This window comes from Paenibacillus sp. JQZ6Y-1 (assembly GCF_040719145.1).
Taxonomy (GTDB): Bacteria; Bacillota; Bacilli; order Paenibacillales; family Paenibacillaceae; genus Saccharibacillus; species Saccharibacillus kandeliae.
The window spans coordinates 2,693,197-2,717,989 of record NZ_JBFDUZ010000001.1; the positions used below are offsets into that span (position 1 = coordinate 2,693,197).

General features: G+C 49.1%; 20 protein-coding genes. 2 read left to right on the plus strand and 18 right to left on the minus strand.

The genetic code is table 11. The features are described 5' to 3' along the window. Nucleotides 1–36 precede the first annotated feature (36 nt). A complete protein-coding gene (locus ABXR35_RS11525; RefSeq protein ID WP_367059794.1) occupies nucleotides 37–1,815 on the minus strand; it encodes a DAK2 domain-containing protein in 1,779 nt (592 codons plus the stop codon). A gap of 567 nt (nucleotides 1,816–2,382) precedes the next feature. On the opposite strand from ABXR35_RS11525, the gene rpmB reads away from it, so the two are divergent. Then, on the plus strand, nucleotides 2,383–2,571 hold the full coding sequence (gene rpmB, locus ABXR35_RS11530) for a 50S ribosomal protein L28 (RefSeq protein ID WP_367059797.1): 189 nt from the start codon (nucleotides 2,383–2,385) through the stop codon (nucleotides 2,569–2,571). Nucleotides 2,572–3,246: 675 nt separating this feature from the next. Here the strand turns inward: rpmB and rpe are convergent. The 16 genes from rpe to dapF all read right to left on the minus strand — a co-directional run bounded on the left by rpe (nucleotide 3,247) and on the right by dapF (nucleotide 21,587). Then, entirely contained in the window at nucleotides 3,247–3,909 is a 663-nt protein-coding gene (gene rpe / locus ABXR35_RS11535) for a ribulose-phosphate 3-epimerase (protein ID WP_367059800.1), read from the minus strand. A gap of 3 nt (nucleotides 3,910–3,912) precedes the next feature. After that, nucleotides 3,913–4,833 carry a ribosome small subunit-dependent GTPase A gene (gene rsgA, locus ABXR35_RS11540; RefSeq protein ID WP_367059803.1) on the minus strand — a complete coding sequence of 307 codons (921 nt, stop codon included), beginning with the start codon at nucleotides 4,831–4,833 and terminating at the stop codon, nucleotides 3,913–3,915. Nucleotides 4,834–4,929: 96 nt separating this feature from the next. Then, a complete protein-coding gene (pknB, locus tag ABXR35_RS11545; RefSeq protein ID WP_367059806.1) occupies nucleotides 4,930–7,167 on the minus strand; it encodes a Stk1 family PASTA domain-containing Ser/Thr kinase in 2,238 nt (745 codons plus the stop codon). Beyond that, complete coding sequence (locus tag ABXR35_RS11550) at nucleotides 7,164–7,937, minus strand: Stp1/IreP family PP2C-type Ser/Thr phosphatase (RefSeq protein WP_367059809.1); 774 nt, start codon at nucleotides 7,935–7,937, stop codon at nucleotides 7,164–7,166. Before ABXR35_RS11550 ends, pknB begins: the two co-directional genes overlap by 4 nt. 6 nt (nucleotides 7,938–7,943) lie before the next feature. After that, nucleotides 7,944–8,990, minus strand: a complete 1,047-nt coding sequence (gene rlmN, locus ABXR35_RS11555; protein ID WP_367059811.1) for a dual-specificity RNA methyltransferase RlmN — start codon at nucleotides 8,988–8,990, stop codon at nucleotides 7,944–7,946. 216 nt (nucleotides 8,991–9,206) lie between these two features. Further along, the gene (gene rsmB, locus ABXR35_RS11560) at nucleotides 9,207–10,595 is read right to left on the minus strand and encodes a 16S rRNA (cytosine(967)-C(5))-methyltransferase RsmB (protein WP_367061385.1); all 1,389 of its coding nucleotides are present in this window, start codon (nucleotides 10,593–10,595) and stop codon (nucleotides 9,207–9,209) included. 116 nt (nucleotides 10,596–10,711) lie between these two features. Further along, nucleotides 10,712–11,647, minus strand: a complete 936-nt coding sequence (fmt, locus tag ABXR35_RS11565; protein ID WP_367061388.1) for a methionyl-tRNA formyltransferase — start codon at nucleotides 11,645–11,647, stop codon at nucleotides 10,712–10,714. A gap of 21 nt (nucleotides 11,648–11,668) precedes the next feature. Further along, a complete protein-coding gene (gene def / locus ABXR35_RS11570; protein WP_367059814.1) occupies nucleotides 11,669–12,148 on the minus strand; it encodes a peptide deformylase in 480 nt (159 codons plus the stop codon). A gap of 163 nt (nucleotides 12,149–12,311) precedes the next feature. Beyond that, nucleotides 12,312–14,867, minus strand: coding sequence for a primosomal protein N' (gene priA, locus ABXR35_RS11575; protein ID WP_367059817.1), 2,556 nt, complete (start codon nucleotides 14,865–14,867; stop codon nucleotides 12,312–12,314). Continuing rightward, the gene (coaBC, locus tag ABXR35_RS11580) at nucleotides 14,864–16,093 is read right to left on the minus strand and encodes a bifunctional phosphopantothenoylcysteine decarboxylase/phosphopantothenate--cysteine ligase CoaBC (RefSeq protein WP_367059819.1); all 1,230 of its coding nucleotides are present in this window, start codon (nucleotides 16,091–16,093) and stop codon (nucleotides 14,864–14,866) included. Before coaBC ends, priA begins: the two co-directional genes overlap by 4 nt. Nucleotides 16,094–16,457: 364 nt before the next feature. Beyond that, a complete protein-coding gene (gene rpoZ, locus ABXR35_RS11585) occupies nucleotides 16,458–16,685 on the minus strand; it encodes a DNA-directed RNA polymerase subunit omega (RefSeq protein ID WP_367059822.1) in 228 nt (75 codons plus the stop codon). Nucleotides 16,686–16,730: 45 nt separating this feature from the next. Beyond that, nucleotides 16,731–17,303: a guanylate kinase gene (gene gmk / locus ABXR35_RS11590; RefSeq protein WP_367059825.1), complete on the minus strand. Its 573-nt coding sequence runs from the start codon at nucleotides 17,301–17,303 to the stop codon at nucleotides 16,731–16,733. 63 nt (nucleotides 17,304–17,366) lie between these two features. Then, entirely contained in the window at nucleotides 17,367–17,627 is a 261-nt protein-coding gene (remA, locus tag ABXR35_RS11595; protein WP_017814687.1) for an extracellular matrix/biofilm regulator RemA, read from the minus strand. Nucleotides 17,628–17,690: 63 nt separating this feature from the next. After that, nucleotides 17,691–18,578 (minus strand): YicC/YloC family endoribonuclease, encoded by an 888-nt coding sequence (locus ABXR35_RS11600; RefSeq protein WP_367059829.1) that lies wholly within the window; start codon nucleotides 18,576–18,578, stop codon nucleotides 17,691–17,693. A 32-nt stretch (nucleotides 18,579–18,610) separates the two neighbouring features. Continuing rightward, a complete protein-coding gene (locus ABXR35_RS11605) occupies nucleotides 18,611–20,503 on the minus strand; it encodes a bifunctional homocysteine S-methyltransferase/methylenetetrahydrofolate reductase (protein WP_367059832.1) in 1,893 nt (630 codons plus the stop codon). A gap of 247 nt (nucleotides 20,504–20,750) precedes the next feature. Next, a complete protein-coding gene (gene dapF / locus ABXR35_RS11610) occupies nucleotides 20,751–21,587 on the minus strand; it encodes a diaminopimelate epimerase (protein ID WP_367059835.1) in 837 nt (278 codons plus the stop codon). Between the two features lie 548 nt (nucleotides 21,588–22,135). Between dapF and ABXR35_RS11615 the strand changes: the two genes are divergently transcribed. Continuing rightward, nucleotides 22,136–24,016: an Rqc2 family fibronectin-binding protein gene (locus ABXR35_RS11615; protein WP_367059838.1), complete on the plus strand. Its 1,881-nt coding sequence runs from the start codon at nucleotides 22,136–22,138 to the stop codon at nucleotides 24,014–24,016. 136 nt (nucleotides 24,017–24,152) lie between these two features. On the opposite strand, the gene ABXR35_RS11620 is transcribed toward ABXR35_RS11615, so the two are convergent. Further along, complete coding sequence (locus ABXR35_RS11620) at nucleotides 24,153–24,755, minus strand: NAD-dependent epimerase/dehydratase family protein (protein ID WP_367059841.1); 603 nt, start codon at nucleotides 24,753–24,755, stop codon at nucleotides 24,153–24,155. Between the last annotated feature and the right edge of the window lie 38 nt (nucleotides 24,756–24,793).

Here is a 24,793-nt window from a genome sequence, read left to right on the forward strand (position 1 = left end):
CCTTGTGAGGCTGTACGTTGCCTTGATCGCGGACGATCAAGATTCTACGGAGAACAGATAGTGATACACCGGCTGTCCACCATTATGAATCTCTACCTCCGCATCTGGGTAAGTGGATTCCACCCACTCTGCCAGTGCTGCCGTTTGCTGCTCATCGGCTTCGCTGCCAGTGAGGACGGTAATCACTTCCTGCCCATCTTCGATCATCGCTGCCAGCAATTGCTGACAAGTATGCAGCAGATCGGCATCGGTAGCTACAATTTTGGAATTATGAATACCGATATAATTACCCTGTTTGATGATCATATCATCCATATTCGTATCCCGCACAGCGAGTGTTACCTGACCGGATTTTACATGAGTCAGTGCTTCGTTCAGGTTGGACGTATTCATATCCACCTCTTCGTCCTCTTGGAACGCGAACGCTGCGGCGATGCCCTGCGGAATACTTTTACTCGGAATTACCGTAATCTGCTTGCTCTCTTCCAGCAGATCGCGCGCTTGCTGCGCTGCCAGCACGATATTCGAGTTATTCGGCAAAATATAAATATGACGCGCCGCTAAACTTTCTGCCGCTTTAACAAAGTCCTCCGTGCTTGGATTCATCGTCTGACCGCCTGCCAGAATGATATCTACGCCAAGGCTGCGGAAAATCTCGGAAATACCATCACCGGACGAAACCGCAATGATGCCATAAGGTGCTACTTCCTCTGCCGGAGGAACCGCTTCGGCTTGAGTCTGCACAGGCTGTTGCGGAATATCTGCAAACAGCTCCGGTGGTGGCGCAATATCCAAACCTGCCGATAACAGATCGCGATGCTGCTCACGCATATTCAAAATATGGATCTGGGTAATCTCACCATATTGTAGTGCCAGATTCAGCACTTCGCCTGGTGCGCGGGAATGTACATGCACTTTGATCACTTCATCATCCGAAATAACAATGATTGAATCCCCATTCACACCCAGTGCCTTACGGAACTGATCTTCGTCAAAGTGTGCTTTTGCTGCCTGACCTAGTGTACGATTGATGAAAAATTCCATATCATACAAAAACTCAATATCTTCCGTCTCCAGCTTGGCTTGCGCCGATACTGGTACATCAATGGTCGGCACGGTCTTCACCGCTACCGCAGATGGTGCATTGCCAGTCGGCGTAGAAGCGGCTGTATGAACCGTGGTACCATTTGTCGCTTGTCCATGCTGCAAATATTCGTAAAATCCTTCATAAATATAAACAAGTCCCTGACCGCCAGAATCGACAACACCGACCTGCTTGAGTACAGGCAGCATTTCTTGTGTCTGCGCCAGCGCCTCGTGTGCACGCTTCAGCACTTCACCCATTAGTTCGGTCAAATCCGTCGTGCGGCGGGAATAGTATACTGCATGCTTGGCAGCTTCTTTTGCTACCGTTAGAATCGTGCCTTCCACGGGCTTAACGACCGCTTTGTAGGCGGTTTCTACACCCTGTTGCAGTGCAGCCGCGAATTGAGCAGCATTTAATTCATCGCGGGATGATGCCGAACGGCTGAAGCCGCGGAACAGCTGGGACAAAATAACGCCCGAATTCCCGCGCGCGCCCATCAGCAACCCTTTGGACAATACGGTTGCCGCCTGACCAATGGAGGACGACTCATGTAGCTTCAGTTCTGCTACACCTGCCGTCATCGTCAAATTCATATTTGTGCCTGTATCGCCGTCCGGCACAGGAAACACATTCAAGGAATTGACATGCTCTGCATGCTGATGCAATTGCGCCGCACCCGCCAGTACCATTCCGGTAAAATCAACCCCGTTTAAAGAACGCTTACTCAATGAAAAATCCCCTTCCCTCATCTATCCGCTTCGCCAGTGCCAGCTGTGAAACGGAACTATACGCTTGTAATAGTTAATTGTTAGTTATTCATGATTCATGTGTCCGTGCATCCTTCAACAATGGATGACAGTCAGACGCTGGTGCTGATATGGGATACAGTATGATCCATCATCAGCATGCCATGCAAATATGGCTTATCATGAACCTTCGGATGTGCTGTATTATACGCCAGTAGTATGGCGAACGTTTCATATGTTTAGCACCTTATCCAAGTACCAAGTACCAAACTCGGGCAAACATGCGCCACTACAGCATTTTTTCAATCATACAGGTTTGCAAATCAGTTCCTCTATGACAAGGATAGCATACGATAAAACGCTTTTATAAATGCGCGCAGCATTACCTTTATTTCAGTCAAAAGGTCATACGGAACTATGTTACATTGTACTATAAGCGTGTGCAGAAATAAATAAAGTATTTAGAAGTGTTGACGTTGCTTTCTTGATTATGATAATATGTTATGAGTGTTGTTTTCATGCACTTTTTCGGAAATAGGAGGTGTAACTATGGCCCGTAAATGTTATGTAACAGGTAAAACTGCTGGTAGCGGCAACCACGTATCTCACGCTAACAACCGTAACCGTCGTACTTGGGGCGTGAACGTTCAAAAAGTTCGCATCCTCGTAAACGGTAAACCAAAACGCGTATACGTAAGTACTCGCGCTTTGAAATCCGGTAAAGTTACCCGCGTATAATGATATGATGATGAGAAAGCACTCTCCAATATGAGGGTGCTTTTTTGCTGCTCACATTTTGGGAGTGGCGCGGGGATTAGGCTGGGAATAGGTACAGCGCTTCGGTAAAGGATAAGGGAACGTCCTCGGGTGGAGCCGCGGGAATCTTTTGGATTGGGAGTGAATGAAGATTCCCGCACCTCCAAAGCCGTAAGATATTTTGCTTCGCAAAAATCACTTTCTATTGAACACCGTGTTTGAATATCGCAAACACTGTAAGTCGTCCTTTTCCCTTAGTCCTTTACCTACGCTATGTGCTGATTCAAGCATAATGTGCTCGCGTGAAGAAATGTGGAGCAGCTTTGGTGGTTTGGTAGGAAATTTATTAGGAATTGAGCAGTTGATTGTGACCTTTATTTGTTTGTATGGGAATGAGATATACATAGAAGTTGTGGGAGAATATAAGAAAAGGCAACTGATTTTATATGAAATCAGTTGCCTTTTTTTGTTGAGTAAGATGTTATGCGGATTGGATGTGATGAATGATGTGATCCGCATAGGGTTTGTTTTGTATAGATCCATTTGTATGCTTGAGAGTCAATATGGCTTTTGTTGAAAAGATGAATTTACTCTATTGAGCATAAGGATGGCTCTATAGATTGAATTTGTTTCTTTCGATTGCTTATATGACCGCAATTAGATTAGGCTGTTGCGGATGCTTTGGATGGCTGCGGCGCGGTTGGGGGCGCCGAAGACGGCGCTGCCGGCTACAAGGACGTCGGCGCCTGCTTCTACGACCTGACGGGCGGTGGAAGCGGCGATACCGCCGTCTACTTCGATGTGCAGGGCGGTGTGACCGATGGCGTTTGCCCAGTCACGGATTTCGCGAATTTTGTGTACGGTGCGTGGGATGAACGATTGACCACCGAAGCCGGGGTTAACGGTCATGACCAGTACCATATCCAGATCTTCCAGCACTTCGCGGATAGCGCTAGCTGGGGTTGCTGGGTTCAGGGCTACGCCTGCTTTGGCACCGTGTTCCTTGATCAAGTGAATCACGCGATGCAGATGCGTGCAAGCTTCGGCATGGACGGTGATCATTTGAGCACCGGCTTTTACGAAGTCAGCGATATAACGATCCGGGTTCTCGATCATCAGATGCACATCAATGAACAATCCGGTATGTGGAGCGATGGATTGCAGTACAGGTGCGCCAAACGTAATATTAGGGACGAAATGTCCGTCCATTACGTCAACGTGCAGCCAGTCTGCCCCGCTGCGTTCGACTTCTTTGACTTCATCCAACAATTTGCCAAAATCGGCGGATAAAATGGATGGTGCGATTTTGATATCATGCATGGTTCAGTACCTCCGTTTCTCGTCTTTCATCTCCTGATAAAACTGTTGATAATGCTTGTAGCGGCTTTGCGCGATCTCGCCTTCATTCAGCGCTTCTAGCACTTTGCAGCCCGGCTCATGCAGATGAGTACAGCCGCGGAATTTACAGCTATCTGCATAACGATTGAACTCGCGGAAGCAGGATGCCAGATCATCGACCCCAAGCTGGGTGAAGTTCAACTGGCTGAAGCCCGGTGTATCGGCGACATAGCCGCCGCCTTCCAGCTCGATCAGCTCTACGTGACGAGTCGTATGTCGTCCCCGACCCAAGCGCATGCTAATCTCACTCGTATTCAGATCGCTGCCCGGAATGACGGCGTTGAGCAAGGATGACTTGCCTACACCGGACTGACCAGCGAACATGCTGAGACGTCCACTGAGCTCTGACGAGATCTGCTGCGCTCCAAGCTGACTTTCGGCACTGGTCAAAATGACGTGATAGCCGATCTGTTCATATAGCAGACGCGCCTGTTCCACTTCATCTCGAGTCTGCTGATCCTCATCGTCCAGCAGATCCATTTTGCTAAAACAAATGAGTGGTTCCAGTCCAGCATGCTCAATATGTACCAGAAATTTATCCAGCAAAATCAGACTCAAATCCGGTTCTTTGACGGAAAAGAGCAGCACCGCCTGATCAATATTAGCCACAGGTGGACGAATCAATTCGGTCCGTCGCGGCAATATTTCATCTACGGTGCCTTCTCCATTTTCAGTCAATGAATAGATTACCTGATCGCCGACCAGTGGCGAGATGCCTTTTTTCTTGAAAATGCCTCGTGCTCGGCACTGAATCGTGCCGGATAAGGTACCAGCATCGCCAGCCTCTTCAACCGGTTTAACATAATAATATCCACTTAGCGCTTTGACGATTAAGCCTTCAGGCATGTAATCCGTCCTTTCACTGACTCTCATTGACTTTGATTGAGTGGCAATACATATGATAAGGGCAACCTATACAGATTGCCCTCATCCATCTTCACATTAATCGGTATCGGTCGTATTCGGATCGGTTGGCGGTGTGGTTCCATCGGTCGTACCATCTTGACCGGGAGGAGTACCGTCGTTATTTCCGGGTCCTTTACCATTGCCATTGCCGTTTCCGTTATTACCATTATCATTGCCATTCCCCGGATCGGTTCCATCCGTGTTGCCTGGCGAAGTTGTTCCCGGCGTGTTGCCCGACTGATTGGTATTGTCCGGCGGCGTCACTTCACCAGAATTGCTTGGCTCCACAACACCTTCCTGTACCGTATTCTGTTTGGCATCGTTATAGCTAATGGCAAAGGTATCGAGGAATTGCCCATCACGATACACTTTGACTACACCATTTTGACTTGGGTCCAGAATCATATTAACCTGTAACGACTGTCTTGAATTAATCGTTTTGGTTCCCCAGTTGCGATCCGCGCCACGAGCATCGGTATAAATGATATTGATTTTGCTCGCCTGACCTGCGGTTTTAGGCGGTACGGATACACTATACGTGTAATCCAGCGCTTCTGGCGGATAACCGGTACTTACCCAGAAGTCGACTTTACTGCCTTTTGTTGCAGAACCGCCTGCTTGTGGATTTTGGCGAGTAACTTTGCCGGATTCCACACTATAGCTGGATTCCTGCTGTACATTACCAACACCAAAGCCCGAATCGGACAGCTTGGATTGTGCGCTAGACTGACTCGAATTGGTCAGATCCGGTACTGTTGCTGTAGAGGCTCCTTTGCTGACAATCAATGTGACTGCCTGCATCTCCGGTTTTACCTCTTCATTCGCACCCGGATTCTGATCTAGCACGACTCCGCTGTCTACACTATCGCTTGTCTGATCTTCACGAGTGATCTGATCATCTTTGAAGCCTAGTGCCAGCAATTGCTTACGTGCATCCTCAAAAGTAATACCGCTTTTAAGATCCGGCATCTTGATCGGGTCTTTATCAACGGTCACACTGAGCTGTACGGTCGCTCCCTGCTTGACTACACTGTTCGGCTCAGGGTCCTGTGCAAACACAATCCCCGGCTCCTTGCCTTCCTGATATTCATATACAATATCATCTGAAACGACAAGCCCCTGCTCACTCAAAATCTGCTTTGCATTGGCTTCCGTTTCATTAAGTACGCTTTTCACCGTTACTTCCGGTACGTTCATGGTAGCATTCACATACATAACGATTGCGCCCATAATGACCAGCACCAATACGACGATAGAGACCCATACAGCGGGCTTTTTCCAGAAGCTTGGTTTGGCAACAGCACTGCTTTTTCTGCCGCGGTCGCGTTCCATATTGCGAACCTCCTCCTTTTCCGGTGGCGGAATGGGGATGGAGTTCGGCCGAATTGCCGATACCACCTTGGTTTGCTCATCATCATCATTGCTTGCAAAATAGACTCGCGATTCCTTGCTGCGCTCTGGCAGCAGACATGTATCGAGATCTGTCAGCATATCATGAGCGGAATGGTAACGCTCTGCTGGATTTTTGCGCATCGCCTTCAGAATGATATTTTCTACACTTTGCGGAATCAGCGGATTAATCAAGCGCGGATCTTCAAACTCATCCTGCAAATGCTTGAGCGCTACGCTGATCGGGCTTTCGCCTTGAAATGGCAAGCGTCCAGTTAACATCTGATACATAACGATACCAAGTGAATACAGATCGGACTTCTCACCTGTTGTTACACCCTTGGCATGCTCCGGTGAAAAATAATGCACGGAGCCGACAACGGAACCAGTCTGCGTAATCGTGGTCGAGGTGACCGCACGCGCAATTCCAAAGTCCGTTACTTTGACCCGTCCATTACGACCAATCAAAATATTATGCGGCTTGATGTCGCGATGAATAATTTGATTGTGATGGGCATGATCCAGTGCATCACAAATCTGAGTAGCAAAACGGACAGCTTCCTCTACCGGCAGCGGTGCCCGTTCCTTGATAATCTCGTTCAGATTCTGCCCATTGATATATTCCATGACGATATAATGCACATCGTCTTCTTGACCTACATCGTAAATGCTGACTACATTCGGATGGGACAGCGAAGCAGCCGATTGCGCTTCACGACGAAAACGGCGGATAAATTCCTCATCATATACAAATTGCTGACGCAGTACTTTAATCGCTACATGACGATTCAGCAGCACATCCAGCGCTTTGTATACGAGCGCCATACCGCCGCCACCGATTTCTTCCATAATTTCATAGCGGCCGCCTAGAACACGTCCAATCATGGCGTCCACCCCTTATCGTCAGACTCTTGTACAGAGTCTGTAAATTCGAACAGGGCAACCGTAATATTGTCCTCACCGCCTGCTTCCAGCGCGAGTGCAATCAGATGACGCGCGCGCTCTTCTAGCGGAATCCCTGCCAATGCGACCGTTTCGATCTGTGCACCAGCAACCATATTGGTCAAACCGTCACTGCATAGCAGCAGCACCTCGCCTGTCGATAAAGCAATCTCGTCCAGCTCCACATTCACTTCCGCATCGGTGCCAAGTGCGCGCGTTAATACATTGCGACGTGGGTGTGCGGCTGCCTCTTCTTGGCTGATTTGCCCTGTTTTCAGCAATTCATTGACCAGACTATGATCCTGAGTGAGCAATCGCAGCGCATCCTCGCCGACCAGATAAGCACGACTATCGCCGATATGACCGATGATGCCCTGATTGCCCCGCAGCAGAACAGCTACTACGGTTGTTCCCATATTATGATAATCACTGCTTGTTTGCGCGGTATGAAAAACAACATCATTCGCATGTAAAATCGCATCATGCAGCGCTGCACGACATGCTTCTGTCGACAGCCCTGCTTCCAGACCTTGAAGATCGGATACTACCGTTTGTACAGCCAACTGGCTGGCGGTATCACCTGCACGGTGACCGCCCATTCCATCCGCTACAATGCCCAGTACATATTCATTCTGTATACTGCCAATCCATACGGAATCCTCGTTAACCTGTCTGACGCGCCCCTTATCACTCAACTGTGCTGCTTTAATCAACGCCAATCACCTCGCAGTCGACTCCATATGCTTCGCACGTAATTGTCCACATGCGGCTGCAATATCATGACCCTGCTCACGACGGATCGTAACATTCACACCTTTGTCCGCCAGAATGCGCTGAAACTCAAAAATGTCTTTACGCGGGGTGCGTACGTAATCGCGTTCCGGCACATAGTTAACCGGGATTAGGTTGACGTGGCACATCATATCTTTTAGGATGTTGCCCAGTTCTTCCGCATGCTCAGGACGGTCATTTACGCCACCGATCAAAGCATATTCAAACGTAATCCGGCGACCTGTTTTTTCCATATAATAACGCAGAGATTCCATTACATCGTCAAACGGGAAACGGCGGTTAACTGGCATCAGCTTGGAACGCAGCTTGTCGTTTGGTGCGTGAATGGAAATAGCTAGATTGATCTGGGTATTCTCATCAGCAAACTGATAAATATTCGGCACGATTCCACTGGTGGAAACGGTGATATGACGCTGACCGATATTCAGACCTTTTTCGTGAATCATAATACGCAGGAATTTCATCGTTGCTTCGTAGTTTTCAAACGGTTCACCGGAACCCATGATTACGATGCTGCTAACGCGCTCATTTGTTTCGTCCAGAATCTTCTGTGCTTGTACGACTTGAGCAACGATCTCACCAGCGGTCAGGTTACGCTTCAGACCGCCCAGTGTGGACGCGCAAAATGTACAGCCGATCCGACAGCCGACCTGAGTCGTTACGCAGATACTGTTACCATAATTGTGACGCATAATAACCGTCTCAATCGCATGGTTATCATGCAGACCGAACAGGAATTTTACCGTACCATCTTTGGATTGCAGCTTTGTAATTTCATCTAGCATGACAAAAGAAAACTGGTCGTTCAGCTTGGCGCGCAGGCCTTTGGAAAGATTGGTCATTTCCTCAAACGACGTTACGCGTTTCACATACAGCCAGTCAAAAATTTGCGATGCCCGGAATGCAGGCTCATTATTCTCTTTCACCCAATCCTGAAGATCCTCCAGGGAAAAGTCATATATAAAGGGTTTCATTGCAGTTATCACACCTATTCTTAATATCATTAAATTTATGGAGCACTATACACGTCATACATATCTGTCATTTACTATCGGGTTCACATCTTTATTAGTTTAGCACAAAACAAAGAAAGCCTAAAGAGGCACTCCGCCAACATCTGCGCTTTCTTATGCAAATATTGAGTGTGTGGGGTGCCTCCTATTAGGCTATGCCGAAAAAATCAGTCTTTTTTATCGCACACGGCGTAATGCCGCAATATAAAATCCGTCTGAATGATAATCCTGTGGCAAAATTTGTACACCGATGGTGGACGGTTCAGCTTGCCTATCGGTCGATGACTGCGAATCCGGCGATACTGAGGTTCCATCCGCTGACTGTAACAGTGCATGCAGCGGATTAGGCGCCGCCTCAAAGTCATCGTGCGCTTCCAGAAAACGGCGTACCATATCTTCATTCTCGCTACGCTCAATCGTACAAGTGCTATACACTAAAATGCCATCTGGCTTGAGCAATGGTGCTACCGTTTCCAGCAGTTGCTGCTGCAATTCAGTAATAGCCCCAATATCAGCTGCCGTTTTATTCCACTTCAAGTCCGGTTTACGGCGAATAACGCCTAGACCGGAGCATGGGGCATCTAGTAAGATACGGTCAAATGAGCCTGCTGGATACCGATCCGCCAATGTCAGCGCATCGCCAACTGTCGTTTCGATCACGGAAATATGCAGGCGCTCTGCTTGATCGTCGATCAGCTTGCGTTTGTGCTCATGAATGTCGTTGGCGATAATACGACCGCGATTTTGCATTTTTTCTGCCAAATGCGCGGTTTTCCCACCCGGAGCTGCGCAGCAATCCAGCACATCCATACCGGGCTGTGGCTGTACGGCTTCGGCAACCAGCATAGAGCTTTCGTCCTGAATGGAAATCTGTCCGCTGCGATACCAGTCGGTCAGTGCCATATTGCCACTGCCACCTAATACAATACCATCCGGTGCAATCGCCGATGGCTGAGCATAATATCCTTGCTCATTCAGTATATCCAGCATTTTCTCGCGAGATACCATATTCGTATTCACGCGTACACTAACCGCTGGCGGTTCGTTGTTAGAGATGCAAATCTGCTCGGTCGTTTCCTCACCGTACTGCTTGATCCAACGCTTCACAAGCCATTCAGGATGCGAATATTGCAGCGATATGCGTTTCACCGCAGACAGCCCGTCTGGAATCTGCAATTCATCCAGCTGACGCAGGATATTGCGCAATACGCCATTTACCATACCGGATACACCCTCATGACCACGACGCTTGGCAATATTCACCGCCTCATTAACCGCAGCATGTGCTGGAATCCGATCCAGATAATACAGCTGGTAAAAGCTCAACCGCATCAAACTGCGCACCCACGGTTGCAGCTTGTTCAGCCCTTTGGATACAAAGTCATTCACAAAATAATCAATGGTATTCAGATGCGCAATCGTACCATAGACAATCTCCGTTGCCAGTCCAGCATCTGGACGCTCCAGCTTCGCCTGTACCAGCGCCTGATTGAGCTGCAAATTGCTGTATGATCCACTTGCATCCACATCCGTCAGTACATTCAGCGCAACTTCACGAGCCGACAGCTGACGTGCCTGCGGTGCCTTGCTACGAGAGGTACCATGGGAACGCGCTGAGCCGGAAGAAGCCTTGGCAGATGATGAGGACGGATTACGTTTAGAATGGAAGCTATTAGAATCGCTCACTGGAACACCGTTCCTACTGCAAGCGCGTTACCCCGAGCAAAGTCGGCAGCGTTTAGCGCCTTTTTGCCTGCTGGTTGTACTTCGGTCAGCGTCAACACGCCATCGCCTGTACGTACAACGATACCACTTTTGCCTAGCTCTACTACAGTACCCGGCGCTGCATCTGCCGCTCCCGCAGGCAATGAAGCTTGGGGTTGAGGCTGTACGGTTTTCCATACTTTGAATACATCGCCGTTCCAAAGGGTAAAGCCGCCTGCGAACGGAACCAAGCCGCGAATCTGATTGTAAATGTCACGACTGCTGCGCGACCAATCGATCTTCTCGTCATCACGGGTTAGGTTCGGCGCATAGGTTGCTTCGTCGTCGTTTTGCGGTTCTGCATCTATTTTTCCCGCCAGCAAGCGCGGAAGCTCAGCAGTCAGAATCTGTGCGCCAGCTTCACTCATTTTGGCAAATAACGTACCGGATGTATCGTCATCTGCAATCGGTACTTCCAGACGTGAGATCATATCGCCCGTGTCCAGACCTTCCGCCATATACATCAGTGTAATGCCCGTCACCGTCTCGCCGTTAATAATACAGCGCTGAATCGGTGCACCGCCACGATACTTGGGCAGCAAGGAGCCGTGGATATTCACGCAGCCAAGGCGTGGCAAATCCAGCACAGCTTTTGGCAAAATCTGTCCATACGCCGCGGTAATAATGAGATCAGGCTCATAGGAAGCCAATTCAGCGACAGCCTCGGGGCTACGCATACGCTGCGGCTGCAGCACTGGCAGATTATGTTCAAGAGCGGCGGTTTTGACCGGAGATGGAGTCAGTACCTTTTTTCGACCTTGCGGTTTATCTGGCTGTGTTACAACACAGACTACATTCATGCCCTGCTCCAGCAGTACCTTTAGACTGGCTACTGCGAAGTCGGGAGTTCCCATAAAAGCGATTCTGGTCAATGCTTATTCCCCTCCCTCATCCAGTCTGCGGTCATAGACACGCTCTGCAATATCGGTAAATAATACGCCGTTCAGATGATCGATCTCATGCTGAAGCGCGCGTGCGAGCAGTTCTGTACCCGTAATGGTAATTTCTTTGCCGTCACGATCCAACCCTTTGACTGTTACTTCCATGGCGCGACGTACTTCGCCGTTTAGCGCCGGAATGCTCAGGCATCCTTCGGAACCGAGCTGCTCGCCGCTGCTGGATACGATCTCTGGATTGATCAGCTCGATCAGCCCATTGTCATCGCCCACATCCACCACGATCACTCGTTTTAAAATACCCACCTGTGGTGCAGCCAGACCAACGCCGTCTGCGTCATACATCGTTTCCGCCATATCGGTCAGAAGCTTTTGTACGTTAGGCGTAATTTTGGTTACTTCTTTTGCTTTTTTGTGTAGTACTTCATCTGGTTCTTTTACAATAATACGAATTGCCATCCTGTCATCCCATCCTTTATCTATTGTGCTATTCGTTGTCCTGTTATGTGATGCTGACGTATTTGCATCGTTCTGTTTGCTGTATCGCTCTGTTCAAGCCGAATACAGGGCAGCAAAATGATGCTGCCCTGTTGGTATGTCTGCCCATCCTCAGATACTAAACTTACATCATTACCTGAGGATCAACATCGATGCTGATCAGCAAATCCTTGTCGCGTACGCTGTCCTGTAGCTGTTCCGATACATACTCAGCCAGCCGAGCAACGTCCATATCTCCACGCCATTTTATCATACATTGGAATCGGTATCTATTTTTTAGCCTTGGAATCGGCGAAGCGACCGGTCCGAGCACATCTAGCGCCTCAGTCGAAAAGCGTTCTAGACTGCCAAGCCAACCGACTCGCTGCGCATGATCCTTGACCATTTGTACATAATTCTCAGCGATCCGTACAAGCAGCGGTAGCTTCTCATGCGAAAAGGTCACCAGCGCCAAACGACAGTACGGCGGATAGCTGAGCACCTGACGATGCTTGAGCTCCTCTCGCACAAAGGAGGCATAATCATGATGACTGGCATGAATGACCGAATAATGATCTGGGTTGTACGTTTGTACAATCACTTCACCGGGCAAATGATGTCGTCCCGCACGTCCAGCAACCTGTGTTAACAGCTGGAACGTTTTCTCTCCTGCACGGAAATCCGGCAAATGCAGCGCCGAATCGGCAGCGATCACACCGACCAGCGTCACATCTGGAAAGTCCAATCCTTTCGCGACCATTTGTGTGCCAAGCAACAAATCTGCCTGCTTGTCGCGGAATTGATTCAACAGCTTCTCATGCGAGCCTTTTTGCGTGGTTGTATCCACATCCATCCGTACAACACGGATACCTGGAAATAGCTTCGCCAGCTCTTCCTCCACTCGCTGCGTACCTGTACCAAAATACCGAATATGCTCGCTACCGCATTCCGGGCATACGTCCGGTGCCGGTTCCGCGTGTCCGCAATAATGACAACGCAAATTGTTGGAGCGCTGATGAAACGTTAAGGAAATATCACAGTTCGGACATTCCGCCACATAGCCGCATGTACGACACATGACAAAGGTCGAATGCCCACGTCGATTGAGCAGCAGTACGATCTGTTGCTTTTTCTCCAGACGGTCTTCAATCGCTTCATGCAGCGGACGGCTGAACATGGAACGGTTGCCTTCCTTCAGCTCTTCACGCATATCAATAATGTGCACCTGCGGCAATTCGCTGCCAAGTGCCCGACCGTGAATCTCTAGCAGTGTCGGGCTAAATTCGTCATTGCTCTGCGAACGCGCCGCATGATAACTTTCCAGTGACGGGGTTGCCGAACCGAGCAGCACCACCGCCTGATGCTGATGCGCACGATGAACGGCGACATCACGAGCATGGTATTTCGGGCTTTCTTCTTGCTTGTACGATGTCTCGTGCTCTTCATCCATAATGATCAGCCCTAGATTGGTAAACGGAGCAAAGATCGCCGAACGTGCACCAATCGCCACCAACGCCTGACCTTCACGAATTTTACGCCATTCGTCATAACGCTCACCGCTCGACAAGCGGCTGTGCAGTACGGCAACATGATCGCCAAACCGACTCTTGAAGCGTTCGACCATTTGCGGCGTCAGCGAGATTTCTGGCACAAGCATAATCGCCTGCCGATCCTGCTCAATCACCCGCTGGATCGACTGCAAATACACTTCTGTTTTCCCGCTACCCGTAATCCCGTGGATGAGAAATTCGCCTTCTCTCCGTTGATCGATCTGTTGAACGATGGCATCGTATACCATCTGCTGCTCATCAGTCAGCACAAATGGTACACTTGGCTTGAAATTACGGTCTTTATACGGATCACGGAATACTTCGGTATCCCGAATAACGATATAGCCTTTGTCTGCCAGCGATTTGACTGTGCTTGCCGTTACGCCAAGTACCGTTAAAATCTCCTTCATCTGCACGTCACCGCCGGTATCGGCAATAAACGTCAATACTTCCTGCTGTCGTCTCGCCCGCGCTGGAAACTCGTCGATAATGCGGCGAATCTCATCCTCTGGCAAATGCAGCGACACAGTACGTACCGTTTTCTTTTGCACCTTGTCGCGAATGCTGCGCGTTTCGGATAATACACCACGTTGCAGCAATCGCTTGATCACATTGGCATGATTGGCAAACTTACGGCTCAGATGCTCCATGCGCACTTCCTGCTGTTTGCGGATATGGGTAACGATGGTCGCTTCCATTTCGTCCAATTCATCCACCGTCTCAAACAATACCGGTTCATCGGCAGCAGCGGATGAGCTGCTCTGTTCGCGGTCGCCCCATTCTGCTGGATCCGCAACGGAAATATAGCGCTCTGCTTTTCCTTTTAATGCAGCCGGTAGCATCGCTTGCAGTGCCGTAATCCGGTGGCAAGCATAACGCGCGCTCATCCAAGCGGACAACTCTACTAGATCCTCCGACAACGGTGGAACCAAATCAAGTAACTCTTTAATCGCTTTTAGCTTGATGTCCGGCGTTTCCGATTCCTCCGCCAGCCCTATTACGAATCCTTGCAGCGTACGCGGACCAAATGGTACACCGACCCGGCTGCCAATTTCCAGCCAGCCTTGCATGGATGGTGGAATCAAATAATCAAACGGTCGGTCGGTGCCACGGCTCGGTACATCCACGATCACCCTGGCAATCCGGCTCATGAGGCAGACACCCCACTCAGACGACGTGCAGCGAGTTCTAGCAAACGCACAGCTACTTCCTCTTTGCTCATTAATGGCACATCGTCCGCCAGTCCATGACGATCATAAATCTGTACTTTATTCGTATCAGTGCCAAAGCCTGCACCGGCAGCAGTCACATCATTGGCAACGATCAAATCGCAGTTTTTGCGCTGTAATTTATCCATCGCGTACTGAGCCACGTTTTCCGTTTCAGCGGCAAAGCCAATCAGAAACTGATGATCCTTGCGCTCGCCCAGACTTTGCAAAATATCGATCGTTTTTTCTAGCTCTAGCGTTAAATCGTTGTCTTTTTTCTTCATTTTGGTAGCATGAACCGTTTTGGGACGATAATCGGCAACCGCTGCGGTTTGCACCATAATATCTGTGTGATTCCATTCGCCCAGCACTGCTTCATACATCTCCTGTGCCGACTGTACACGTACCACATCCATATCTTGCGGCAATGGCACCTGTACGGAAGCAGCGATCAGACGCACCTCCGCCCCCATCTGCTTCGCCATGCGTGCGACGGCAACGCCCATTTTGCCGGAAGAATCGTTCGTAATATAACGTACCGGATCAATGCGCTCAATCGTACCGCCTGCCGTCACGGTTACTTTGCGACCGGATAGCAGATGGCTGAGCTGCTTCTTATGCTCTTGTGCAGCGAAGAAATCGTTCACGACCGAGATGATCGTTTCTGGTTCTTCCAGTCGTCCTTTGCCCACATAACCGCAAGCAAGCATGCCTTCGCCCGGCTCTATCATCAGTACGCCGCGCTCTACCAGTGTATTCATATTTTGAATGATTGCCGGATGCTGATACATATGCACATTCATCGCTGGGGCAACCATAATCGGTGCAGTAGTGGCAAGCAGCATAGAAGACAACATATCGTCTGCCAGACCGAGTGCCATTTTGGAGATTGTATTCGCTGTTGTCGGTGCAATCAGCACCAGATCAGCTAGATCGGCAAGATGAATATGAGTCACCACTTCGGGATTGCGCTCGTCAAATGTATCGATATGCACCGGATTGCGTGATAGCGTCTGTAGCGTCAGCTCAGTGATAAAGTGAGAAGCTGATTCGGTCATGATCACATGCACATCCGCTCCTTGCTTGACCAATCCGCTACATAGCGATGCTGCTTTGTATGCGGCAATGCCTCCGGTAATCCCGAGCACGATCTTTTTGCCTTTTAGCATAATATTCCCTACTTTCGTATTGGAATGACTGCCCGAAGGCAGTGTGTCACTTGTTTGTTGTCTATGCGGTCTTGTACCGCTTCATCCGCTGTATCGGATGGATGTTGAACGAACTCTATGAGAGGAATCAAGCACGAAATTGGATGCCTGAATGTATAAATAAAAAGGGAATGAGAATTGTATTCTCAATCCCTTTATTATAACTCCAATTGTGCAAAAAGGGTACAGGCATTCGCACTTTTGGACACCTTTTCAACCATGTTGTAGATTGTATGATCGCTTTGAAATATGCGCGGACACAAAAAATAACAACCTTGCGGTTGTTATCATTGCCCACTGCTGTCTCATTCGAGACAGATGGATACTATTCGCGATCGCTTTGTTCCAGTTCCGCTTCGGTTCTGCGTTCGATCTTGATGTTGTCGTTGTAGATTTCTTCCAGTGCTACACCAACGAATTTGTGAGCTTTTGGATGGTGCAGTTCACTTTTGCTGCCATCACGCAGTTGTCTTGCACGACGGGACGCGGCAACAACGAGCGAATACTTACTGTCGACTTTGTTCATCATTTCATCAATGGACGGATATAACATGGCTTTCGCACCTCATATTCTTCCGGGGCTAAATGCTACCGGGGTTTATTTGCGGATCTTGCAGTGTTCGGCGATAATAATGCTCTCAATACGCTGGCAAGCCAGATGAATCTCATCATTGACGACCGAATAATCATAATGCTTCATCATTTCCAGTTCGTCAGCAGCTGCGGTCATACGACTGTTGATCGTATCCATCGTTTCGGTACCGCGTCCTTGCAGACGACTTTGCAGTTCTTCAAAGGAAGGCGGCGTCAGGAAAATAAACACACCCTCTGGGAACTTTTCCATCACTTTCAGTGCACCCTGCACTTCAATTTCCAGAAAAATGTCGTTGCCCGCTTCCAGCGTACGCTCTACAAAATCGCGCGGTGTTCCATAATGATTACCCACATACTGCGCATGTTCCAGCAGCATGTCGTTGTCGATCATCGTTTGAAACTCCTCATGCGTTTTGAAAAAATAGTTTACGCCGTCCACTTCGCCGGTACGCGGCTGACGGGTAGTCGCCGATACCGAGTAAATCAGCTCCGGTTTGCGTGTGCGTAGCTCCGCACTGACGGTTCCCTTGCCGACGCCGGATGGCCCGGACAATACAAATAATAATCCTTTAGACATGATACACTCCAATGTAGGCTGCCAGCATCTGTCCATATGGATGAGCTGGCAGCCTGTATTTGTTTATTCGTCGTTGTCGTCGTCCTTGAGGGACAGACGATGTGCTACAGTTTCCGGCTGTACAGCCGACAAAATCACGTGATCGCTGTCCGTAATGATCACGGCGCGCGTACGTCTGCCGTACGTTGCGTCGATCAGCATATGGCGATCGCGTGCTTCCTGAATGATCCGTTTAATTGGTGCGGATTCGGGGCTTACAATAGAAATGATCCGGTTCGCGGATACAATATTCCCAAAGCCAATGTTGATAAGTTTGATTGCCATCTTCAGGTTTTTCCCCCTATACATTTGACTCAATCGCGCCGAAATTGACGTCGCTTATTGGTCTTATTCCAAGTTGGCGGCTTGTTCACGGATTTTTTCCAGCTCCGCTTTCATCTCGACGACATGGTTAACTAGAGCCAGATGATTGGCTTTGGAACCAATCGTATTGACTTCCCGGTTCATCTCCTGAAGTAGGAAATCGAGCTTACGTCCAATCGAGTCATCCTGCTCCATCAATTGACGGAACTGTTCAAAATGGCTTATCAGACGCGTCAATTCCTCGTCAATATTAGAACGGTCGGCAAATACCGCCACTTCCATTCCAACTCTGGATTCGTCCCAGTGGAAACTGCCATCCTGCAATTCAGCTAACCGCTGTCTTAACCGGGTTCGGTGTTCCTCCACCACAGTTGGTGCCAGACGGCGCATCTCTGCATACAGCTCTTCCAGATGCCGGAGACGATGTTGCAGGTCGAGGACCAGGTGCCGACCTTCACTTGCCCGCATATGCAGCAAGCCGTTCAGCGCCTCGTCCAATCCCTGCTGCAGCAGAGCTTGCAGCTGCTCTGGTTCTTCCTCGTTGCTGCTCTCCATCGCCTTCATTACACCCGGCAACGATAGCAATTGACTGACTTCCAGCGTACCGTCCACGCCATACTGCTGTTTCAATTCAGCTGCCGCCGCCAAATAAGCGCGTGCTGCTGAATGATCAAGCTGAAGCGCAGACATCTGTCCATCCGCTTGTTCCTTGTTTACAAACACGTCGATCCGACCGCGCTTGACACGACTCTGTACAAGCTTGCGTAGACCATCCTCCGCTGCCGCCCATTCGCGCGGCAAACGCAGCATCACCTCGCAATAGCGATGGTTGACGGATTTTACTTCAATCTGGATTTTGTAGCCGCCATATTGCACGGCGGACTGACCGTATCCGGTCATACTGAATGACATCGGCATCACATCCGTTATCCTATTGTAATTGATTATTTGCCTTGAAACAAGGGGTTCGGACGCTGCTTTGCTTTTGCCCATACATATTCCGTCAGCGCGGCGCTCATGCCATACAGCATGAATGGAGTCATGATATAGATTCCATTAAAATGTTCCAGCGCCACGTCGATCAGCTCCTGCGCGATCATCACACCGGTTTGCCGTCCCTCTTCGCCTTCGAGACCAGACATGCGTCCGCGAATATGGTCCGGCAATTGGATACCCGGCACCTCATTGTGCAGATATTCCGCATTGCGCCCGCTCGCGAGCGGCATAATTCCGATAAATACCGGCACATCCAGATGAATGGTCGCTCTACGAATATCGGCAATAAGCTGCGGATCGTAAACCGGCTGCGTCATCACATAGTCGGCTCCAGCGGCGATTTTCTTTTCCAATCGCTGGACGGCTTTGTCCAGATGCTTCACATTCGGATTGAGCGCTGCACCAACGACGAAGCGTGCGCGATGCTTGAGCGTTTTACCTGAAAAGGCAACTCCCTCGTTCAATTGCTTAATCATTTTTATCATATCAAAAGAAGTCATATCGTACACGGAGCTGGCTCCGGGCAGGTCGCCGAATTTGGACGGATCGCCCGTCACTGCCAGTACATGGTCGATACCAAGCGCATTCAATCCCATCATATGAGATTGGCTGCCGATCATATTGCGGTCGCGGCATGTAATGTGTACGAGCGCGCGTAGCCCCACTTCGCGCTGTACCAGATGTGCGAGCGCCATATTGCTCATGCGCGTGACCGCCAGCGAATTATCCGCCATTGTCACTGCATCAGCACCAGCTTTTTTCAGCATCTCCGCACCGACCATAAAATTAGCAATATCCAGATCGCGCGGCGGGTCCAGCTCGACAATAACAGTCGGACGCTCCTGCACTAGATCGACAAGGGTTGGCGGTACGTCTTCACCGTTGGAGTCCCAGCCGTGTAAAATATCCTTTTCCATCGTAATGCTGACCTGCGGCGAAGGTACCTTGACCGAGGAGAAATCCAACGCTGGCGAACTGTAATCCTCCAGCGCACGCGCCATCGCCGCAATATGCTTGGGCGTTGTACCGCAGCAGCCGCCTACTACCCGCGCTCCAAGCTCCGCCAAACGCACGGCACTTTGACCAAAATACGACGGCTTCGCCTTGTACCGATACTCACCGTCTATATAGCTTGCCACCCCAGCGTCAGGATATACAGACAATGGCAACGCCACCTTGCCGCGTACATATTCCAGCGCCTTCATCACACCGTTTGGACCAATGCGGCAATTCAGCCCGACCATGTCCGCACCTGCTTCTGCTAGAATCGCAAACGCATCTGGTAGAGGATACCCATCCTGTGTGCGCACCGAATCTTCCACCGTTAGCTGGCAAATAACCGGAATATCCGTCAGCTTGCGAACTTGCCGCAGCGCCAATGCCAGCTCCTCTAACTCAAAAAACGTTTCTAGCAAAATGCCATCCACGCCTTCTTCCAAAATTGCGTGCAACTGCTGGCGAAAATATTTGCGCAGCTCTGCCAGCGGCGTATTGGAGCGCTTGCCTTCCCGAATCGCGCCCACCGAACCGACCACGTATGCCTGATCACCAGCAGCCTGACGGGCAATACGCACCCCAGCCCGATTGATCTCCTCGACCTTATGCTCCAGCCCAAATTTCGCCAGACGCTCATAATTAGCGGAGAATGTATTCGTCTCGATCATCTCTGCACCAGCATTTACATACTGACGATGAATATCTTCAATCATCTGCGGATTGAGCAGATTCAATTCCTCATATGAAATACCGACTGGAAAGCCCAGCTGATATAAATACGTTCCCATTGCGCCATCGCCTACGATCACACCTTCTGTCCATCTCGTCCGTAAATCTGGCTTCATGTGTTACACCTCGCTGTCATCATTTACGCTTAATGTAACATAAAAATTAGCAGATTCTGGCTGATATAGCTAAAAGGTATAACGAGGCACTGTCGCGTGTTGAAAGGAGACAGCAGAGGACGATATAGCTGCAATATAGCATTGGTGAAGTATATCAACTTGTCTGTGATCTATCGTATAGGCTACTTACATTCCTGCACATCATCCTATCGTGCATACCGTATTCAGTCCAGCATAGTTATCATATTCAGTCCAGCGTCTGCCCGCTGTATACCGCTTCTGCTGGTCCGGTCATGTATACACGATTGGACACTTCATCCCACTCAATATACAAATCGCCACCCTTGAGTGATACCGTCGCATTGCGATCCGCATGTCCATTCAATACCGAAGCAACCAATGTAGCACATGCGCCCGTACCGCATGCTAGCGTCGGTCCAGCTCCGCGTTCCCAAACCCGCATATCCAGATGATCACGGCTTCGTACTGTTGTAAACTCCACATTGACCTTACGCGGGAAGAATGGATGATTTTCCAGCAGCGGTCCCCATGTATGCAGATCTACATTTGCCGCATCCTCCACATAAATGACGCAATGCGGATTCCCCATCGAAACGGCGGTAAACCGGAATTGCTGTCCGTTCACTTCAATCGGCTCATCCAGCACCGGATTTCCTTGCACCGTTACCGGAATACGCTCACCCTCCAAGATCGGTTCGCCCATATCAACACGCACGGTACGTGCTTTGCCATCCTCCGCTTGTACAGTGACCGTTTGCACACCAGCACCAATCGTTTCAATCTGAATATCGGTGCTGCCGACGATCTGACGATCATATACATATTTGGCAACACAACGTACCGCATTGCCACACTGCTCCGCTTCCGAGCCGTCCGAGTTAATAATGCGCATCATCACATCTGCACGCGCGGATGGCAAAATAAACACCAGCCCGTCTGCGCCAATACCAAAATACCGATTACAATGCCGAATCGCCAACTCCGCCGCATTCGCAGGCAGAGAAGATTCACCATATACGACGATAAAATCATTACCCAGCCCGTTCATTTTCGTAAATTCCATTCCGGTTCTCTCCCTTGCTCTGTGGTCTGCTGTTCCATCATTTACCTAACGGTAAGCATAGCACGATCTTTAGCTTAGGTTAAGGAGATTCTTGCAGAGTACAAGATACAATGCTCTAAGAAGCGATTCAGCCACGAACACTCATATTAATAACAACGAATTTCAAAGCAATTTCAAATCCACCACAAATCAGCTATGATATAAGGATACTTTTAGGTGGTATAATAGATAAGTTGAACAATCAAAACGAGCAAGCGACTATCCGCTCTCAATATAAAATCTTTCCACCTACTTCCCACCCCACTACAATGAAATGCTTCGCACAGATCGAGACGTTTGCAAGCATCGCGGAACGAAGGAAAGGAAATAAGGGGTAAGGACGACCTTGGAGTGCGGGAATCTTCATTTCCTCCCATTCCAAAGATTCCCGCGGCTCCACCGGAGGACGTCCCCTTATTCCTTTCCGAAGTGAATGATGCCAAAGCAAATCATCTCCATCATTGTGGAACATTTTAGACATTTCAGACACTTCAAGGAGACTATAGATTATGGCATTAGATGGTATTGTAACCCGTGCGATCGTACAAGAGCTGCAAGTGCTGGTCGGATCGCGTATTAATAAAATTCATCAACCAACCGAGAACGACATCGTATTTCAAATCCGTGCACAGCGCGATAATCGCAAATTGGTGTTAAGCGCCAATCCGACCTATCCGCGTGTGCAGTTTACCGATCAATCGTTTATGAATCCGCAGGAAGCACCAATGTTTTGTATGCTGCTGCGTAAGCATTGCGAGAGCGGCATTATTGAAGCGATCGAACAGGTAGGCATGGAACGGATTATTCATTTTCATGTTCGTCAGCGTGACGAGCTGGGCGATGTATCACTCAAAAAGATTATCGTCGAGCTTATGGGACGACATAGCAACCTGATCTTGGTCGATCCAGCGACTGGCAACATTCTGGACGGTATTCATCATGTAACGCCAGCAATCAGTAGCTATCGAGTGGTGATGCCGGGCTTCAGCTATCAGGAGCCGCCGCAACAGCATAAACTGAATCCGCTGGACGTCACGCAGCAGGCATTCGTCGAGGCTTATCAGGCAAGCACCGATTCTTCATCCCGTTTTATTCTCAATGCGTTTACCGGCATCAGCCCGCTAATTGCGGATGAGATCGTTCACCGCGCGATCCGTAGTGGTGCACAGCTGGAAGCACCGCAAACGATAGATTCAGAATCGGCATCCAATAGCTCGAAGGATCAAAGTAACACTGATTCTGCCAACACCAACGATGAAAAGCAGTCACCAACCTCAGAAGCAGATACGCCGCCCGTTGCTCTTAACGCTGTGCGTATTGAGCATGAAGCGCTATGGTCTGCGTTTGCAGCCCTAATGGATACGGTACGACATGGTGAGTTTGTCCCATCAAGCGGATTGAATGCACGCGGGAAAATTATCTTCTCGGCGGTGCCGTTGACACAAGTGGTAGACGAAGCCAAATCGTACGATTCCATTAGCGCCTGCATGGAAGCCTATTATGGCGACAAAGCAGAGCGCGATACGGTCAAGCAGAAGACAAGCGATCTGCTACGCTTTTTGCAAAATGAACGTAGCAAAAATATCAAAAAACTCGACAACCTGCACAAGGATCAGCTGGAAGCAGGCGATGCGGAGAAATACCGGATTCAGGGGGAATTGCTATTCGCTTCCCTGCATCAGATCAGTAGGGGCGATAAGCAGATTGAGCTGGTGAACTTTTACGATGAGGAACAGCGTCCCATCACCATTACACTTGATCCGCAGCTTAACCCGTCAGACAATGCGCAGCGTTATTTCAAGCGGTACAATAAATACAAAAACAGCCTTGCTGTCATCGAAGAACAGCTGATCAAAACGCATGAAGAAATCGCCTATCTCGACTCCCTGCTGCAACAGCTGCAAAGTGCTGCCTTGCAGGACATCGACGAGATTCGCGAGGAATTGGCGGAACAAGGCTATGTTCGCAATCGCAACAAAAAGGCGAAAAAGAAGAAAAAAGACAATCGTCCAACGCTGCATATTTATACATCCAGTGAAGGCATTGAGATGTACGTCGGCAAAAACAATTTGCAAAACGAATATATCACCAATAAAATGGCGAGCAATAACGACACATGGCTGCATACGAAGGATATTCCTGGCTCGCACGTAGTCATTCGCAGCAGCGAATACGGCGATGCTACGCTAGCGGAAGCGGCGCAGCTGGCAGCTTATTTTAGCCAAGCCAAAGAATCCAGCAGCGTACCGGTCGATTATACTCAAATTCGCCATGTGCATAAGCCGAACGGTGCGAAACCGGGCTTCGTCATTTATGATCATCAGACAACCTTGTTCATCACACCGGAAGCAGACGTGATTAAAAAGCTTCAGAGTACGGTCAAAGCCTAACCCTTGCACATGCAATTCTGTACCATTACGGCAAATTCAAATTGTTAGCATCACAGCAAAACCAAATCGGTAGAATCACAAAAAAGCGTTCTTGATCGTCTATTATGACTTCAAGAACGCTTTTTCCTATCATGAATCAGAAACAAGATCTAATTATTTCTCTTCTTTGAAAATATGCTGGGCTTATATACGCACTCATATCGCGTACCGTCATGAATTGACCATGTTGAAATTCATCAAATGCGCCAATTCGCAGCCCTACACTCTCCAGCCCATGTTCATATGCGTAGTAGCTCGCAAGTGCTTCTACAAAAGCTTTGCTCACTCCGTACATATTTTTGGGACGGATCTGCATGGTTGTCGTCGTCTGCACATCCACAGGATAGGCTTCCATCACCTGAGCACTGCTGGCAAAGACAATCCGTGATACTCCATTTTGCTGGCAGGCAGCATACAAATTATAGCTACTTTTCACATTGTCATTGAGCAAAGAATCATAAAACTCCGCGTCTGGTAACGGATTGCCTGCCAGATGAATGACCCAGTCTACATCGGCAGTCAACGCTAGACACGCATCGAGGTCAGCCAAATTAATCACATGTTGCGTAGTACGCTGCTTGATGTCATCCTCCAAATGATCAAAATGCAAATCAGCCAAAATGAGATCATGCGTATCAATAAGGTGCCGTGTAAGAATCGTACCAATTTTGCCGGAAGAACCTGTAATCAGAATACGCATGCAAGATCCCTCCTTTTATGATGGGCTTCGACTCTGTG